We start from the raw sequence: 16,109 nt of genomic DNA, 5'->3' as shown, positions 1-16,109 counted from the left end.
TCAGGCCACTCCGAAGAACTCCCGGGCGGCCCGCACGCCGTCGACCAGCGCGGTGACCTCCTCGGGGGTGTTGTAGACGTGGAACGACGCGCGGGCCGTGGCGGCCACGCCGAAGCGGCGGTGCAGCGGCCACGCGCAGTGGTGGCCGACGCGGATCGCGACGCCGCGGTCGTCGAGGACCTGGCCGACGTCGTGCGCGTGCACGCCGTCGACGACGAACGCGACGGCCCCGCCGCGGTCGTCGGTGGTGGCCGGGCCGATCACCCGGACGCCGGGGACCGACGACAGCCCCTCGATCGCCAGCGCGGTGAGCTCCTGCTCGTGCGCGTGCACCGCGTCCATGCCGATCTCGGTGAGGTAGTCGACGGCCGCCGCCAGGCCCACGGCCTGCGACGTCATCGGCACCCCGGCCTCGAAGCGCTGCGGCGGCGGGGCGTAGGTCGACCCCTCCATCCGCACCATCTCGATCATCGACCCGCCGGTCAGGAACGGGGGCATCGCGGCGAGGAGCTCCGCGCGGCCGTAGAGCACGCCGACCCCGGACGGACCGAGCATCTTGTGCCCGGAGAACACGGCGAAGTCGACGTCGAGCTCGGTGAGGTTGACCGGCATGTGCGGCACCGACTGGCACGCGTCGAGCAGGACCAGCGCGCCGACCGCCCGCGCGCGGCGCGACAGCTCCGCCACCGGCAGGATCGTGCCGAGCACGTTGGACTGGTGCGCGAACGCGACGATCTTCGTGCGCTCGGTGATCGGGTCCCCACCGTCGGAACCACTGCCGAGGTCGAGCCGGCCGTCGTCACCCACCTGGAACCACTTGAGCACGGCACCGGTGCGCCGGCACAGCTCCTGCCAGGGCACGAGGTTGGCGTGGTGCTCGAGGTCGGTGACGACGATCTCGTCGCCCGGGCCGATCTCGAAGCGCTCCGCGCCGGGGAAGCCCGCGGCGTTGCCCATCGCGTACGCCACGAGGTTGATGCCCTCGGTGGCGTTCTTGACGAAGACGACCTCGCCCGGGTCGGCGCCGACGAACGCGGCGATCCGCGCGCGGGCCGACTCGTAGGCGTCGGTGGCCTCCTCGGCGAGCTGGTGCGCACCGCGGTGCACCGCCGCGTTGTGCTGCTCCAGGAAGCTGCGCTCGGCGTCGAGCACCTGGCGCGGGCGCTGCGCGGTGGCCCCCGAGTCGAGGTAGACCAGCGGCCGACCCCCGCGCACGGTGCGCGCGAGGATCGGGAAGTCCGCCCGGATCTTCGTGACGTCCATCAGACCGTCGCCCGTCAGACCGACGCCGGCTGGGTGAAGCGCACGTACCCGTTCTTCTCCAGCTCGTCGGCGAGCTCGGGGCCGCCGGACTCGACGACCTTGCCGCCGGCGAAGACGTGGACGACGTCGGGGTGGATGTGCTGCAGGATCCGCGTGTAGTGCGTGATCAGCAGGACGCCGGTCTCGCCGCCCTCGCGGTAGCGGTTGACGCCCGCGGAGACGACGCGCAGGGCGTCGACGTCGAGGCCGGAGTCGGTCTCGTCGAGCACCGCGAACTTCGGCTTGAGCAGCGAGAGCTGGAGCACCTCCTGGCGCTTCTTCTCACCGCCCGAGAAGCCCTCGTTGACGTTGCGCTCGGCGAAGGCCGCGTCGATCTCGAGGTCGGCCATGGCGGTCTTGACCTCCTTGACCCAGGTGCGCAGCTTCGGCGCCTCGCCGCGGACCGCGGTGGCCGCGGAGCGCAGAAAGTTGGCCGTGGACACGCCGGGGACCTCGACCGGGTACTGCATCGCGAGGAACAGGCCCGCGCGGGCGCGCTCGTCGACGGTCATCGCCAGCACGTCGGCGCCGTCGAGCAGGATCTCGCCCGAGGTGACCTCGTACTTGGGGTGGCCGGCGATCGCGTACGCGAGCGTCGACTTGCCCGAGCCGTTGGGGCCCATGATCGCGTGGGTCTCGCCCGCGTTGATCGTCAGGTCGACCCCCGTGAGGATCTCCTTGGTGCCGCCGTCGACCGCGATCGAGACGTGCAGGTCCTTGATCTCCAAGGTGGACATGTGAGTGTGCTCCGTGGTGGTGGTGTCAGACGCCGGTGACGGCGAGCTCGGCCTCGACGAGGGCTTCGAGCCGCTCACGCAGGTCCGGGAGGGTGATCTTGGACAGGATCTCGCCGAAGAAGCCGCGGACGACGAGCCGGCGGGCCGCGTCCTCGGGGATGCCGCGGCTCTGCAGGTAGAACAGCTGCTCGTCGTCGAAGCGGCCCGTGGCGCTGGCGTGGCCGGCGCTGACGATCTCGCCGGTCTCGATCTCCAGGTTCGGCACCGAGTCGGCGCGGGCGCCGGGGGTGAGCACGAGGTTGCGGTTGAACTCGAACGTCTCGGTGCTCTCGGCGGCCGCGCGGATCAGCACGTCGCCGATCCAGACGGTGTGCGCGCCCGTGCCCTGCAGCGCGTTCTTGTAGAGCACGTTGCTGCGGCAGTGGGAGACGCCGTGGTCGACGAGCAGGCGCTGCTCGAGGTGCTGCTCGGCGTCGGCGTAGCCCAGGCCCAGCAGCTCGGCGTCGCCGCCGGGGCCGCGGTAGTTGACCGTGGACACGATGCGCACCAGGTCACCGCCCAGCTGCACCGCGACGGCGCGCAGGGTGGCGTCGCGGCCGACCGAGAAGTGGTGGGCGCCCGCGTGCACGGCGTCGTCGGCCCACTCCTCGGTGACCACCAGGTGCAGCGTCGACCCGTCGGCGACGACGACCTCGAGGTTGTCGGCCAGCGTGCCCGAGCCCCGGTTGACCACGACGACCGTGGCGACGGTGTGCGGGGTGGTGCGGATCTGCACGTGACCGGCGGCCACGACGCCCTCCCCGGGCCCGGTCACCGTGACGGTGACCGGCTCGGGGGTGCCGTCGAGCGTGACGACGGTGGCGCGGTCGAAGCCCGACCAGGCCGCCGCGGCGATGCGGTCGGCGGGGATGCCGCCCTCGCCGATGCGCGCGTCGTCGCGGCCGACGGTCTCGACCGAGGCGCCGTCGCTGACGACGACCTCGGGCGCGGCCGAGAACTCCGTGGTCTCCCACAGCCCGCGCAGGCGGCGCTTCGGCGTGAACCGCCAGTTCTCCTCACGACCGCTGGGGACCTCGAAGGCCGCCACGTCGTAGGAGGTGAAGCGCTCGCTCGCGCTGGCCAGGGGCTTGGAGCCCATGCCCTTCTTGGCGCCGGCCAGCTCGGGGGCGAGGCCGGCAATCGTTTCAGTCATCCGACCCTCGCTCATCCAACACTGCCCTCCATCTGCAGCTCGATGAGCCGGTTGAGTTCCAGTGCGTACTCCATGGGCAGCTCGCGGGCGATGGGCTCGACGAACCCGCGCACGACCATGGCCATGGCCTCGTCCTCGGTGAGCCCGCGGCTCATCAGGTAGAACAGCTGGTCCTCGCTGACCTTCGAGACCGTGGCCTCGTGCCCCATCGAGACGTCGTCGTTGCGGACGTCGACGTAGGGGTAGGTGTCGGACCGGCTGATCGTGTCGACGAGCAGCGCGTCGCACTTCACGGTGGACCGCGAGTGGTGCGCGTTCGGGTTGACCCGGACGAGCCCGCGGTAGGAGGTGCGTCCGCCACCGCGCGCGACCGACTTCGAGATGATCGTCGACGACGTGTGCGGCGCCAGGTGCGTCATCTTCGCGCCGGCGTCCTGGTGCTGGCCCTCGCCCGCGAACGCGATCGAGAGGACCTCGCCCTTGGCGTACTCGCCCATCAGCATGACGGCCGGGTACTTCATGGTGACCTTGGAGCCCAGGTTGCCGTCGACCCACTCCATGGTGGCGCCGGCCTCGGCCTTGGCCCGCTTGGTGACCAGGTTGTAGACGTTGTTCGACCAGTTCTGGATCGTCGTGTAGCGGCAGCGGCCGCCCTTCTTCACGATGATCTCGACGACCGCGGAGTGCAGCGAGTCGGAGCTGTAGATCGGCGCCGTGCAGCCCTCGACGTAGTGCACGTAGGCACCCTCGTCGACGATGATCAGCGTGCGCTCGAACTGGCCCATGTTCTCGGTGTTGATCCGGAAGTAGGCCTGCAGCGGGATGTCGACGTGCACGCCCGGCGGGACGTAGATGAACGAGCCGCCCGACCACACCGCGGAGTTCAGCGCGGAGAACTTGTTGTCACCCGACGGGATCACCGAGCCGAAGTACTCCCGGAACATCTCCGGGTGCTCCTTCAGCGCCGTGTCGGTGTCGAGGAAGATGACGCCCTGCTCCTCGAGGTCCTCGCGGATCGAGTGGTAGACGACCTCGGACTCGTACTGCGCCGCGACACCGGACACCAGGCGGGCCTTCTCGGCCTCCGGGATGCCCAGCTTGTCGTAGGTGTTCTTGATGTCGGCGGGCAGGTCGTCCCAGGTGGCGGCCTGCTTCTCCGACGAGCGCACGAAGTACTTGATGTTGTCGAAGTCGATGCCCGAGAGGTCGGAGCCCCAGCGCGGCATCGGCTTCTTCTCGAACATGTCGAGGGCCTTGAGGCGGAAGTCGAGCATCCACTGCGGCTCGGACTTGAGCGCGGAGATGTCGGCGACGACGTCCGCGGACAGACCGCGACGGGCCGTGGCGCCGGCGGCGTCCGGATCGGCCCAGCCGAAGTCGTAGCGGCCGAGCGTCGCGAGCGTCTCCTCCTGGGTGAGTGCTTCAGGAGCGGTCGTCATTCGGACTGCCTCCCTCTCGGGATCGTTGCCCCGGGGCGCGGCCCCGGAGTCGTGGTGGTGTTCATCCGCCGGACCTCGGGAAGGTCCAGCGGGATGTGCGTGGTGCACGCGGAGTCACCGCGGGCGATGGTGGCGAGCCGCTGCACGTGCGTGCCCAGCAGCTCCGCGAAGGCGTGGGTCTCCGCCTCGCACAGCGCCGGGAACTCGGCCGCCACGTGGGCGACCGGGCAGTGGTGCTGGCACAGCTGCACGCCGTGCCCGCCGTCGCGGGCCTGTGCGGCGTAGCCCCGTGCGGTGAGCACGTCGGCCAGCGCCTGGACCCGCGCGCCGGAGCCGTGTGCCGCCTCGACCTTCGCGACGCCGTCGCCGAGCAGCTGCTCGACGCGGCTCTGCGCGAAGCCCTCGACGGCGTCGGGACCACCGTGCTCGACCAGGTAGCGCAGCGCGGCGACCGCGAGGTCGTCGTAGCCGTGCCCGAACCGGGCCCGGCCGGAGTCGGTGAGCAGGTACTCCCGCGCCGGACGGCCGCGGCCGCGCGGGCCCCGGCGGGGGGCGTCGCGGACCTCGGCCTCGCCGTCGGCGATCAGCGCGTCGAGGTGCCGGCGCACCGCCGGGGAGGACAGGCCCAGACGAGCCGCGACGTCCGCCGCGACGATCGGGCCCTGCTCCATCAGCAGGCGCGCGACGGACTCCCGGGTTCGCCCGTCTGCGGGCAGGTGCCCGTCGAGGGGCGTTCCGGTGCTTTTCACAACACCAGTGTTGCGTATATGCCCGGAGACGGCAAAGGCACCCCCTCCACGGGTGAGGCGCTTCACTCCCGGACCCCCTCGATACGCTCCGGCCATGACCGCACCGGGGGTGGACACCACGACCGCACCCGGCGGTCCGCCTCCCGCCCCCGCGCGCGACCCCAGCCGCACCGCCCGGCTGTTCGGTCTGGTCGGCTCGCTGCTCATGGCGGGCGGGGCGCTCGGGTCCGGCGCGCTGCCCGTCCCGAACCCCCTGTTCGGCATCCGGGTGCTCAGCCTGCCCAGCCGCAACGCCACGGTCGCCATCGCCGTCACCTACGCCGGGATCGGCATGGTCGTGCTGGCGTGGCTGTGGATCGGCAAGATGCTGCGCGCGAACGGCGCGGTGGCCCCGGCGCCGGACCGCACCCAGCTGGCGCGCACCGCCGTGCTGTGGGCCATCCCGCTGGCCCTGGCCCCGCCGCTGTTCTCCCGCGACGTCTACAGCTACCTCGCCCAGAGCGCGACGCTGGCCCGCGGTCTCGACCCCTACACGCTCGGCCCGGCCGAGGCGTTCGGCGTCGACGACCCGCTGGTGCGCTCCATCCCCACGATCTGGCGCGACACCGGCGCCCCCTACGGCCCGTTCTTCCTGGTCCTCGGCCGCGGCATCACCGCCCTCACCGGCAACGACATCGTCGCCGGGGTGTTCGCGCACCGGGCGCTGGCGCTGCTCGGCGTCGCCATGATCGTCTGGGTGCTGCCCAAGCTGGCGCGGCGCTGCGGGCTCGACGTCGGCCTGGCGATGTGGCTCGGCGCGGCCAACCCCCTCGTGCTGTTCCACCTCGTCAGCGGCATGCACAACGAGTCGCTCATGGTCGGGCTGATGCTCGTCGGGTTCGAGGTCGGCCTGCGCGCCGGCGACCGCTGGTGGGACCCCCACCTGCTGGCCGGCGGGGTGCTGATCGTGCTGGCCTCGGCGGTCAAGCTCCCGGCGCTGCTCGCGCTGGGCTTCCTGGGCATCGAGTGGGCGCGCCGGCGCGGCGGGCGGGTGCGCGACGTCGCCGTCGCCACCGCCCTCTACACCGGCATCGCCGTCCTGGTCTACGCCGCGTTCGGGATCGGCACCGGCCTCGGGCTGGCCTGGCTCGACGCCCTCGACGCGCCCAGCCTGATCCGCAGCTGGCTGTCGATCTCCACCGACTTCGGGCTGCTGGGCGGGCAGGTCGGCATCATCCTCGGCGGCCTGGGCGACCACACCGACGCCGTGCTCGGGCTGACCCGGACGGCCGGGCTCGTCCTCGCGGCGCTGCTCGCCGGGTGGCTGATGCTCGCCGTGCTGCGCGGGCGGCTCGACGCGATCACCGGGATGGCGGCCGGGATGGCCGCCGTCGTCGTGCTCAGCCCGATCGTGCACCCCTGGTACCTGCTCTGGGCCGTGATCCCGCTGGCCGCGACGAAGGCGATGCCCAAGGCCCGCCGGGCGATGCTGATCATCTCCGGCATCCTCGCGATCGTCGTGCCGCCCACGGGCGCCGACTTCAACTTCCGCGCCTACCAGCTCCCGATGTCCATCGTCGCCGGGCTGCTGGTGATCGCGCTGACCCTGCTCGTGGTGCGGCGCAGCCTCGTCGGGCGCACCGGCGTCGACGTCGACGCCTGGCCCGGGCACGTCCCGGCGGGTCGCCCGAAGGAGGACCGGGGGGCACCTCTCTAGACTCACCGTGTGAGCTCGCAACCCGCCGTGTCCGTGCGTGGCCTGGTCAAGCGCTACGGGCGGAGCACCGCGGTCGACGGGCTCGACCTCGAGCTGGCACCGTCGTCCGTGCTCGCCCTGCTGGGGCCCAACGGGGCGGGCAAGACCACCACCGTCGAAGTGTGCACGGGGTTCGCCCGGGCCGACGCGGGCGAGGTCCGCGTGCTGGGCGTCGACCCCGCCGGCGCGCCCGACGCCCTGCGCGCCCGGATCGGCGTCATGCCGCAGGGCGGCGGCGCGTACCCGGGGGTGCACGCCGGGGAGATGCTGCGGGTCGTCGCGGCCTGCGCGGCGCACCCGCTCGACGTCGGCTGGCTCTCCGGGGTGCTGGGCCTCGACGCCTGCGGCCGCACCCCCTACAAGCGCCTGTCCGGCGGGCAGCAGCAGCGCCTCGCGCTGGCCTGCGCCGTCGTCGGACGCCCGGAGCTGGTGTTCCTCGACGAGCCGACCGCCGGCATGGACCCCCAGGGCCGCCGCCTGGTCTGGGACCTCATCTCCGCGCTGCGGCGCGACGGCGTCGCCGTGCTGCTCACCACGCACCTCATGGAGGAGGCGGAGGCGCTGGCCGACGACGTCGTGATCGTCGACCACGGCCGCGTCGTCGCCCACGGCACGCCCGCCGCGCTCACCGCCGGCGAGCAGCAGGAGCTGCGGTTCCGGGCCCGCCCCGGGATGGACCTCGCCGGCCTGCGCACCGCGCTGCCCGACGGCTACGGCGCCGCCGAGCCCATCGCCGGGCGCTACCTGGTGCAGGGCCGGATCAACCCCACTGTCCTGTCCGTGATCACCTCGTGGTGCGCCGAGCAGGGCGCGCTGGCCGACGACGTGCAGGTGGCGCGCCGCAGCCTGGAGGACGTGTTCCTCGAACTGACCGGCCGGGAGCTGCGCGCATGACCTCGTCGATGTACTCCTCGCCGCAGGGCGCCTTCGTGCCCGGCACGTTCACCCCGCGCCCCGGCGCCGGCTCGCCCGGGCGGATGCTCGCCGCGCAGGCCGGCACCGAGCTGCGCCTCGCGCTGCGCAACGGCGAGCAGGTGCTGCTGACGCTGCTCATCCCCGTCGTGCTGCTGGTCGGGCTGACGCTGCTGGCGCTCGTGCCGCTGCCCGAGCCGCGCGTCGACGCCGTGACACCGGGGGTGCTGGCGCTCGCGGTGATGTCGACGGCGTTCACCGGGCAGGCGATCGCGTTCGGCTTCGACCGCCGCTACGGCGTCATCCGCCGCCTCGCCGCCACCGCGCTCCCCCGCTGGCTGCTGGTCGCGGGCCGGCTCGTCGCCGTGCTGGGGGTGGTCGTGCTCCAGATGCTGGTGCTCGGCGCCCTCGCCGCGGTCCTGGGCTGGCGGCCCGCCGCGGCCGGCCTGGCCTGGGGCGCGCTGCTCGTGCTGCTCGGGTCGGCCGCGTTCGGCGCGCTGGGCATCCTGCTGGGCGGCACGCTGCGGGCCGAGGTGACCCTCGCCGTCGCCAACGTCGTGTGGTTCGTGCTGCTGCTCGCGGGCGGCATCGTGATCCCGCTCTCCCAGCTCCCCGGCCCGCTCGCCGCCGTGGCCTCGGTGCTGCCGTCCGGTGCGCTGGCCGAGGGGCTGCGGACGGTGCTGACCACGGGCGCACCCCCGGCCCTGCTCCCGGTCCTGGTGCTGGTGGCGTGGGCGGGGGGTGCGGGCCTGCTGGCGACGCGCGTGGTGAAGCTGCGCTGAGGCCCGGCGGTCGTCGCACGGCTGGTGGCTCGTCGCAGGGGCTGCAGCACCTGCGAGCGCCCGGAACCTGTGCGACGGCACGCGGGTTGTCCACAACCTGCCCCGTTCGCCTCCGGCGCCGCCTCCTTCCGCCCATCGTCGTCGCATGGACATCGACGACGCGCGGCTGCTCACCCGGCGCGAGCTCCTCGCCCACGGGTTCGACGACACCGAGATCCGGGCCCGGCGCCGGCGCGGGGAGCTGTGCAGCGTCCGCCGCGGCGCCTACGCCCGGCCGGGGGTGCTGCCGAGTCGCCCGGAGGCGCGCCACGCCGTGCAGGTGCGGGCCGCGGTCGGGCAGGTGTCGCCGGACGCCGTCGTCAGCCACCTGTCCGCGGCCGTGCTGCACGGCCTCCCGGTGTGGGGCGACCCCCTGCGCCGCGTGCAGCTGACCCGCGGTCGCCGCTCGGGAGCCCGGCGCACCGGTGACCTGCACGTCCACGCCGCGCCGCTGGAGCCGTGGGAGACCACCTCGGTCGACGGTGTCGCCGTCACGTCGCTGCCCCGCACGCTCGCCGACGTGGGACGCCACCTCGGGTTCGAGCAGGCCGTGGTCGTGGCCGACGCGGCGCTGTGGCGGAAGCTCGTGACGCGGGCCGAGCTCGACGAGGCGCTCGACGCGGCCCGCGGACGCCCGGGCGTGCCCGCCGCCCGCCGGGCGCTGGCGTTCGCCCGGTGGGGCGCCGAGAGCGTCGGGGAGTCGCGCAGCCGGGTCGCGATGCTGCGTGCGGGCCTTCCCGAGCCGGTGTTGCAGTGGGTGGTCCGGTCGGCGACGGGGGTCGCGCTGGGTCGCGCCGACTTCGGGTGGCCGGAGCTCCGCACCTTCGGTGAGTTCGACGGGCGGGAGAAGTACGGGCGGCTCGTGCCCACGGGGCGGACGGCGGGCGACGTCGTGTACGCGGAGAAGCTGCGCGAGGACGCGATGCGCGGCGAGGGCCTGGGCGCGGTGCGCTGGAGCTGGGCCGATCTCGACCCGTTCGACGCGACGGCCGCACGCCTGAGGCGGACGTTCCGCCGCTGAGCCCGCCGTCGCACAGGTTCCGGGCCGTCGCAGGTCGTGCAGCCTGAGCGACGCGCCACGGCCTGTGCGACCGCGACGGGTGGGCACGAGCCCCCGCGCCTACGATCAGGGAGTGAGCGTTCTCGACCGCCTCCCCGTCACCTCCCCCACCACGATGCGCCGCCTCGCCGTGGCGAACCTGGTGGCGCAGGTCGGGATCATGGTGACCGGGGTGACCGTGCGGGTCACCGGCTCCGGGCTGGGCTGCCCGGGCTGGCCGGAGTGCTTCCCCGGCAGCATGGTGCCGGTCTCGCACGCCGACGTGGCCCCGCTGCACCAGTGGGTCGAGTTCGGCAACCGGATGCTGACGTTCGTGCTGGTGGTCATCGCCGCGCTGGTGCTGCTCGCCGCGCTCGGCACCCGCCCGCGGCGCCGCCGGCTGACGCTGCTGGCCGCGGTGATGCCGGCCGGGATCGTCGCGCAGGCCGTGATCGGCGGGATCACCGTGCTCACCGATCTGGCCTGGGGCGGGGTGTCGCTGCACTTCATGGTGTCGGCGGTGCTCGTGTGGCTCTCCGCCGGGCTGGTGCGGGCCGCGGGCGAGGGCGACGGGCCCGCGCTGCCGCTCGTGCCGGGGGCGATCCGCGGGCTGGTCGCCGTCAGCTCGGGCGTGCTCGCGGCTCTGCTCGTGGCCGGGACGCTGGTCACGGCGGCCGGGCCGCACGCGGGCGACTCCGCGACACCGCGGCTGGGCCTGGGAGTCGAGGCCACGGCGCAGCTGCACGCGGAGCTCCTGTTCGGCTACCTCGGCCTGCTCGTCGGGCTCGGGTTCGCGCTGCACGCCGTCGGGGCGCCCGCCGCGGTCGTGCGCCGCTTCCGCGTGCTGCTCGCGGTCGTGCTCGCGCAGGGCGCGCTCGGCGGGATCCAGTACGCGATCGGCGTGCCCGAGGTGCTGGTCGTGCTGCACGTCCTCGGGGCCGGGCTGGTCACCGCGGCCGCGGCGGCCCTGTGGTTCGCCACCGTCGAGCGCAGCACCGCCGCCGTCGCCACCCGGGATGCGGAGCCGGTGCTCACCGGGCCATGATCGGGCCGTGCGCGCCATCCAGATCACCGAGGCCGGTGGGCCCGACGTCCTGACCCCGACCGAGCTCGACGACCCGGTCGCCGGGCCCGGCGAGCTCCTCGTCGAGGTCGCGGCCGCGGGCGTCAACTTCATCGACACCTACCAGCGCGAGGGCGTCTACCCGATGGCGCTGCCCTACGTGCCCGGCATGGAGGGCGCCGGGCGGGTGCGGAGCCTGGGCGAAGGCGTGGAGGGGTTCGCGGTCGGTGACCGCGTCGCGTGGTGCGAGCAGCTCGGCAGCTACGCCGAGCTCGTCGCGGTGGAGGCGGCGAAGGCCGTGCCGGTGCCCGACGGCGTCGACGACGACGTGGCGGTCGGCGCGCTCCTGCAGGGCATGACGGCGCACTTCCTGGTGAACGACACCTACCCCGTCCAGCCCGGCGACGACGTGCTGGTGCACGCCGCGGCGGGCGGGGTCGGGCTGCTGCTCACCCAGCTCGCCACCGCGCGCGGCGCCCGGGTGATCGCGACGGTCTCGACGCCGGAGAAGGCGGAGCTGGCCCGCGGGGCGGGAGCGGCCGACGTGATCGACTACACGGCGGAGGACGACCTGGCCGGCGCGGTCCGCGCGCTCACCGGCGGCACCGGCGTGGCCGTCGCCTACGACAGCGTCGGCCGGACGACCTTCGACGCCAGCCTCGACTCCCTGCGCGTGCGCGGGATGCTCGTGCTCTTCGGCGCAGCCAGTGGCCCCGTGCCGCCGGTCGACCCCCAGCGGCTCAACCGCGGCGGCTCGCTCTACCTCACCCGCCCGACGCTGTTCCACCACGTCGCCACGCCCGAGGCGCTGCGGACGCGGGCCGCCGCCGTCTACCACGCCGTCGCCGACGGCAGCCTCGACGTCCGCATCGGCCACCGCTACCCCCTCGCGGAGGCGCGCAGCGCGCACGAGGACCTGCACGCCCGCCGGACGACCGGGAAGGTGCTGCTGCAGCCATGAGCCGGTTCGACGACGTCCAGGACTACCTCGACCTGCCGCGCCTGTCGGGCCTCGCGCTGTCCCCCGACGGCACTCGCCTCGTCGTGTCGGCCGCGACGCCCGGCCCCGACCGCACGCGGTTCGTCACGGCGCTGTGGGAGGTCGACCCGGCCGGGGAGCGGCCCGCGCGGCGCCTGACGCGCAGCGCGAAGGGCGAGGGCGGCGCGGTCTTCACCCCCGGCGGCGACGTCCTGTTCACCTCCGCCCGCCCCGACCCCGGCGCCGCCGAGCAGCCGCCGGACTCCCCCGCCGCGCTGTGGCGGCTGCCCGCGTCGGGCGAGGCCGAGGTCGTCGGCACCCGGCCCGGCGGCGTCGACGGAGTGGTGGTGGCGCGCGAGGCCGGCACCGTCGTCGTCACGTCGATGACGCTGCCCGGCTCCACCTCCGGCGAGGACGACGAGGCCCGCCGCAAGGCACGCCGGGAGAAGAAGGTCAGCGGCGTGCTGCACGCCGCGCACCCCGTCCGGTTCTGGGACCACGACCTCGGCCCGGACGCCCCGCGCCTGCTCGCCGCGCCGGAGCCGGGCGGCGAGTGGACCGACCTCACCCCGGAGCCCGGGGCCGCGCTCGTCGAGGGCGGGCACGACGTCACCCCGGACGGGCGGCACGTCGTCAGCACGTGGGCGGTGCCGCTGCGCGGCGGCGGCACCCGCTCCACGCTGGTCGTGATCGAGGTGGCCACCGGCGAGCGGCGCGTGCTGGCCGACGATCCCGACCACGAGTTCTCCGCGCCCGTCGTCAGCCCGGACGGCACGCGCGTCGCCTGCGTCCGGGAGAGCTTCTCCACCCCCGACACCCCCACCGACATGCGGCTGGTGGTGGTGCCGCTGGCCGGCGGTGAGCCCGTCGACGTCGCGCCGGACTGGGACCGGTGGGCCGGCGGCGCGCAGTGGACGCCGGACGGCGCCGCGCTCGTCGTCACCGCCGACGACGGGGGCCGTGCGCCGGTCTTCCGCGTCGAGGACGGCACCGTCACCCGGCTCACCGGGGACCACGGCGCCTACACCGACGTGCGGGTGTCGCCGGACGGTGCCCACGTCTACGCCCTGCGCAGCGCGGTCGACGCCCCGCCGGCGCCGGTCCGCCTCGACGCGCGCACCCCGGACCAGCAGCCGATCCTGCTCCCGGCGCCGGAGCCCGCGCCGGAGGTGCCCGGCACCCTCACCGAGGTGCACGCCACCGCCGCCGACGGCACGCCGCTGCGCGCATGGCTGGTCCTGCCCGACGCCGAGGGGCCGGCACCGCTCGTCCTGTGGGTCCACGGCGGCCCCCTGGGCAGCTGGAACGCCTGGCAGTGGCGCTGGAACCCGTGGCTGATGGCCGCGCGCGGGTACGCCGTGCTGCTGCCCGACCCGGCGCTGTCCACCGGCTACGGGCTCGACTTCGTCGCCCGCGGCTGGGGCGAGTGGGGTGGAGCGCCGTACACCGACCTGATGGCGCTCACCGACGCCGCCGTCGCCCGCGACGACGTCGACGCCGAGCGGACCGCCGCGATGGGCGGGAGCTTCGGCGGCTACATGGCGAACTGGATCGCCGGCCACACCGACCGCTTCGCCGCGATCGTCACCCACGCGAGCCTGTGGGCGCTCGACCAGTTCGGCCCCACGACCGACGCGCCCTGGTACTGGCGACGCGAGATGACCCCGGAGATGGCGCAGGCCCACAGCCCGCACCGGTTCGCCGACGCGATCTCCACGCCGATGCTGGTGATCCACGGCGACCGCGACTACCGCGTGCCCGTCGGGGAGGCGCTGCGGCTGTGGTGGGACCTCGTCAGCCGCCACGACGGCGACCCCGACGACCTGCCCCACCGTTTCCTGCTGTTCCCCGACGAGAACCACTGGATCCTCACGCCGCAGAACGCCGCGGTCTGGTACGAGACCGTCACCGCATTCCTGGACCACCACGTGCTCGGGAAGGACTGGGCGACGCCGGAGCTACTGCGGTAGACCACCCGGGGGCAGGCCGCGCAGGCGGTCGATGTCGGCGCTCTGCGTGGCCACGACGTCGTCGGCGAACCCGGCGACGAACAGGTCGGTGCCCGACGCCCGGACCTGCGCGGCCATCGCCAGCGCGCCCTCGTGGTGGGTGATCATCGTCGCGACGAAGAGCCGGTCGAACGCCGGCCCGGACGCCGCGGCGAGCTCGGCGAGCCGCTCCGGCGCCACCATCCCGGGCATGGCGGCGTGCGCCGGGTGGCCCGGGTGGCCGGACGCGTGGCGGTCCAGCCACGCCCGCAGCACCGCCACCTCGGGCCCCTGCACGGCCGCGATCCGTTCGGCCATCGCAAGCACGCCGGGGTCGGCCGCGCGGCCGGGCGCCAGCGCCGCCAGGGCGAGGGCCTGCTCGTGGTGCGGGACCATCGCGGCGACGAACTCCACGTCGGCGGGCGACACCGGCACCGGGGCCCGCCGCTGCGCGGCCTCGGCGCCGTCCATCACGCGGGCCGGCTCCCCCGGTGCGCCCGGCACGACGGTCCGCGGGCCCGGTTCGGCCGCCCCGCACCCGGCGAGCGCGCCCACCAGTGCGGCGAGGACGACCAGGCGGCGCATGGCCCGACGCTAGCGCGCGGCTGCACCGGTCGGGTGGAACCCGGGCGCGGGAGCACCGGGATGTCGGGGCCGCCCGGCACAGTGGTCCCGGGGCGAGCGGCGCACGGCGAGGGGGAGCACGACGGTGGGACGACGGGTGCGGGCGTGCGGGGTGGCCGTGGCGGCGGTGGTGCTGGCGCTGCTGGCGCCGGTGCCCGCGTCGGCGGAGGTGCCGCCCGTGCCGCCCGGGCCGCCCGGGCCGCTCGGGCCGCTCGGGCCGGGCGTCGGCGAAGTCGTGACCAGCCCGAACGTCACGCCGATCGCGCACCTGCCGAAGCAGGCCCCGTTCGACGGCGAGCAGTCCCACGGCACCGACATGGCCTTCGCGGGCGGTTACGCCTACGTCGGCAACTACGACGGGTTCGTCGTCTACGACGTCCGCGAGCCCGCGGCGCCGAGGGTCGTCAGCCAGGTGCTCTGCCCCGGCTCGCAGAACGACGTGTCGGTCTCGCACGGGCTGCTGTTCCTGTCGACCGACTCCCGCTGGAGCGACGACACCTGCTCCGCGGTGCCGCAGCGGGCCGGGCTCCCCTACTGGGAGGGCATCAAGGTCTTCGACGTGCGCGACCCGGCCAACCCCGCCTACGTCACGTCGATGGCCACGGCCTGCGGCTCGCACACCCACACGCTCGTCCCCGACACGGCCGGCGAGTCGGTCTACCTCTACGTCTCGTCCTACGCCCCCTCCCCCGACCTGCCGGGCTGCCTGCCCCCGCACGACCGGATCTCGATCGTCGAGGTGCCGCTGGCCGACCCGGCCGCCGCGGCCGTCGTCGCCGAGCCGGTGCTGTTCCCCGACGGCGGCAACCCCGGCCCGGGCAGCGACACCACCACCGGCTGCCACGACATCACCGCCTACCCCTCGCGCAACCTCGCGGCGGGCGCCTGCATGGGCGACGGCGTGCTGCTGGACATCACCGACCGCGAGGCCCCCCGCGTGATCGAGCGGGTGCGCGACGACGCGAACTTCGCTTTCTGGCACAGCGCCACGTTCAACGACGCGGGCACGAAGGTCGTCTTCACCGACGAGCTCGGCGGCGGCAGCGCGGCCACCTGCACGGCGGCGGTCGGCCCGGTGCGCGGCGCCGACGGCGTCTACGACATCGTCGACGGGCAGCTGGAGTTCCGCAGCTACTACAAGATCCCCCGGCTGCAGGGCGAGACCGAGAACTGCGTCGCCCACAACGGCTCGCTCGTCCCCGTGCCGGGCCGCGACGTCATGGTGCAGGCCTGGTACCAGGGCGGGGTCTCGGTGTGGGACTTCACCGACTCCGCGCACCCCGTCGAGATCGGCTTCTTCGACCGCGGACCGGTGTCGGCCACCGAGCTCGTGCTGGGCGGGTCGTGGTCGGCCTACTGGTACGACGGCCACGTCTTCTCCTCCGACATCCGCGAGGGGCTCGACGTCCTCGCCGTCGACGACCCGCTGATCGCGGGCGCGCAGGGCGTCGACTTCGACGTGCTCAACCCGCAGACCCAGGAGCGCCGCGTCGGCTGACGGCGTTTCCGCCCGCGGCGGCCGTGGGTAG

14 protein-coding genes are annotated in these 16,109 nt (G+C 74.4%); 8 read left to right on the top strand and 6 right to left on the bottom strand.

Features of this window, described 5'->3' with window-relative positions; translation table 11 throughout:
- From HOP40_RS24320 to HOP40_RS24300, 5 genes are all read right to left on the bottom strand, one after another.
- Complete coding sequence (locus HOP40_RS24320; RefSeq protein WP_172162336.1) at positions 1–1,263, bottom strand: cysteine desulfurase; 1,263 nt, start codon at positions 1,261–1,263, stop codon at positions 1–3.
- A 14-nt stretch (positions 1,264–1,277) separates the two neighbouring features.
- Complete coding sequence (sufC, locus tag HOP40_RS24315) at positions 1,278–2,039, bottom strand: Fe-S cluster assembly ATPase SufC (protein ID WP_172162334.1); 762 nt, start codon at positions 2,037–2,039, stop codon at positions 1,278–1,280.
- 25 nt (positions 2,040–2,064) lie between these two features.
- Positions 2,065–3,177: a Fe-S cluster assembly protein SufD gene (sufD, locus tag HOP40_RS24310; protein ID WP_240157828.1), complete on the bottom strand. Its 1,113-nt coding sequence runs from the start codon at positions 3,175–3,177 to the stop codon at positions 2,065–2,067.
- Positions 3,178–3,242: 65 nt separating this feature from the next.
- Positions 3,243–4,670, bottom strand: coding sequence for a Fe-S cluster assembly protein SufB (gene sufB, locus HOP40_RS24305; RefSeq protein WP_172162330.1), 1,428 nt, complete (start codon positions 4,668–4,670; stop codon positions 3,243–3,245).
- The gene (locus HOP40_RS24300; protein ID WP_420821767.1) at positions 4,667–5,419 is read right to left on the bottom strand and encodes a helix-turn-helix transcriptional regulator; all 753 of its coding nucleotides are present in this window, start codon (positions 5,417–5,419) and stop codon (positions 4,667–4,669) included. Before HOP40_RS24300 ends, sufB begins: the two co-directional genes overlap by 4 nt.
- Positions 5,420–5,513: 94 nt before the next feature.
- Here HOP40_RS24300 and mptB point away from each other — a divergent pair, with 94 nt between their 5' ends.
- From mptB to HOP40_RS24265, 7 genes are all read left to right on the top strand, one after another.
- A complete protein-coding gene (gene mptB, locus HOP40_RS24295; protein WP_172162328.1) occupies positions 5,514–7,115 on the top strand; it encodes a polyprenol phosphomannose-dependent alpha 1,6 mannosyltransferase MptB in 1,602 nt (533 codons plus the stop codon).
- A gap of 9 nt (positions 7,116–7,124) precedes the next feature.
- A complete protein-coding gene (locus HOP40_RS24290) occupies positions 7,125–8,048 on the top strand; it encodes an ABC transporter ATP-binding protein (protein ID WP_172162327.1) in 924 nt (307 codons plus the stop codon).
- Complete coding sequence (locus HOP40_RS24285) at positions 8,045–8,848, top strand: ABC transporter permease (RefSeq protein WP_172162325.1); 804 nt, start codon at positions 8,045–8,047, stop codon at positions 8,846–8,848. The genes HOP40_RS24290 and HOP40_RS24285 overlap by 4 nt, the downstream gene beginning before the upstream one ends.
- A gap of 145 nt (positions 8,849–8,993) precedes the next feature.
- The gene (locus tag HOP40_RS24280) at positions 8,994–9,908 is read left to right on the top strand and encodes a type IV toxin-antitoxin system AbiEi family antitoxin domain-containing protein (RefSeq protein ID WP_172162323.1); all 915 of its coding nucleotides are present in this window, start codon (positions 8,994–8,996) and stop codon (positions 9,906–9,908) included.
- Between the two features lie 112 nt (positions 9,909–10,020).
- Positions 10,021–10,971, top strand: a complete 951-nt coding sequence (locus HOP40_RS24275) for a COX15/CtaA family protein (protein WP_338053032.1) — start codon at positions 10,021–10,023, stop codon at positions 10,969–10,971.
- A 7-nt stretch (positions 10,972–10,978) separates the two neighbouring features.
- The gene (locus tag HOP40_RS24270; RefSeq protein WP_172162321.1) at positions 10,979–11,950 is read left to right on the top strand and encodes a quinone oxidoreductase family protein; all 972 of its coding nucleotides are present in this window, start codon (positions 10,979–10,981) and stop codon (positions 11,948–11,950) included.
- Positions 11,947–13,938: a S9 family peptidase gene (locus HOP40_RS24265; protein WP_172162319.1), complete on the top strand. Its 1,992-nt coding sequence runs from the start codon at positions 11,947–11,949 to the stop codon at positions 13,936–13,938. Before HOP40_RS24270 ends, HOP40_RS24265 begins: the two co-directional genes overlap by 4 nt.
- Here HOP40_RS24265 and HOP40_RS24260 read toward each other — a convergent pair.
- Positions 13,927–14,541 (bottom strand): DUF305 domain-containing protein, encoded by a 615-nt coding sequence (locus HOP40_RS24260; RefSeq protein WP_172162317.1) that lies wholly within the window; start codon positions 14,539–14,541, stop codon positions 13,927–13,929. The genes HOP40_RS24265 and HOP40_RS24260 overlap by 12 nt on opposite strands.
- 124 nt (positions 14,542–14,665) lie before the next feature.
- On the opposite strand from HOP40_RS24260, the gene HOP40_RS24255 reads away from it, so the two are divergent.
- Positions 14,666–16,078 (top strand): LVIVD repeat-containing protein, encoded by a 1,413-nt coding sequence (locus tag HOP40_RS24255; RefSeq protein ID WP_172162315.1) that lies wholly within the window; start codon positions 14,666–14,668, stop codon positions 16,076–16,078.
- Positions 16,079–16,109: the final 31 nt, after the last annotated feature.

Source organism: Pseudonocardia broussonetiae (assembly GCF_013155125.1).
In the GTDB taxonomy this organism is placed as follows: domain Bacteria; phylum Actinomycetota; class Actinomycetes; order Mycobacteriales; family Pseudonocardiaceae; genus Pseudonocardia; species Pseudonocardia broussonetiae.
This window is presented reverse-complemented; position numbering and strand designations above follow the sequence as displayed.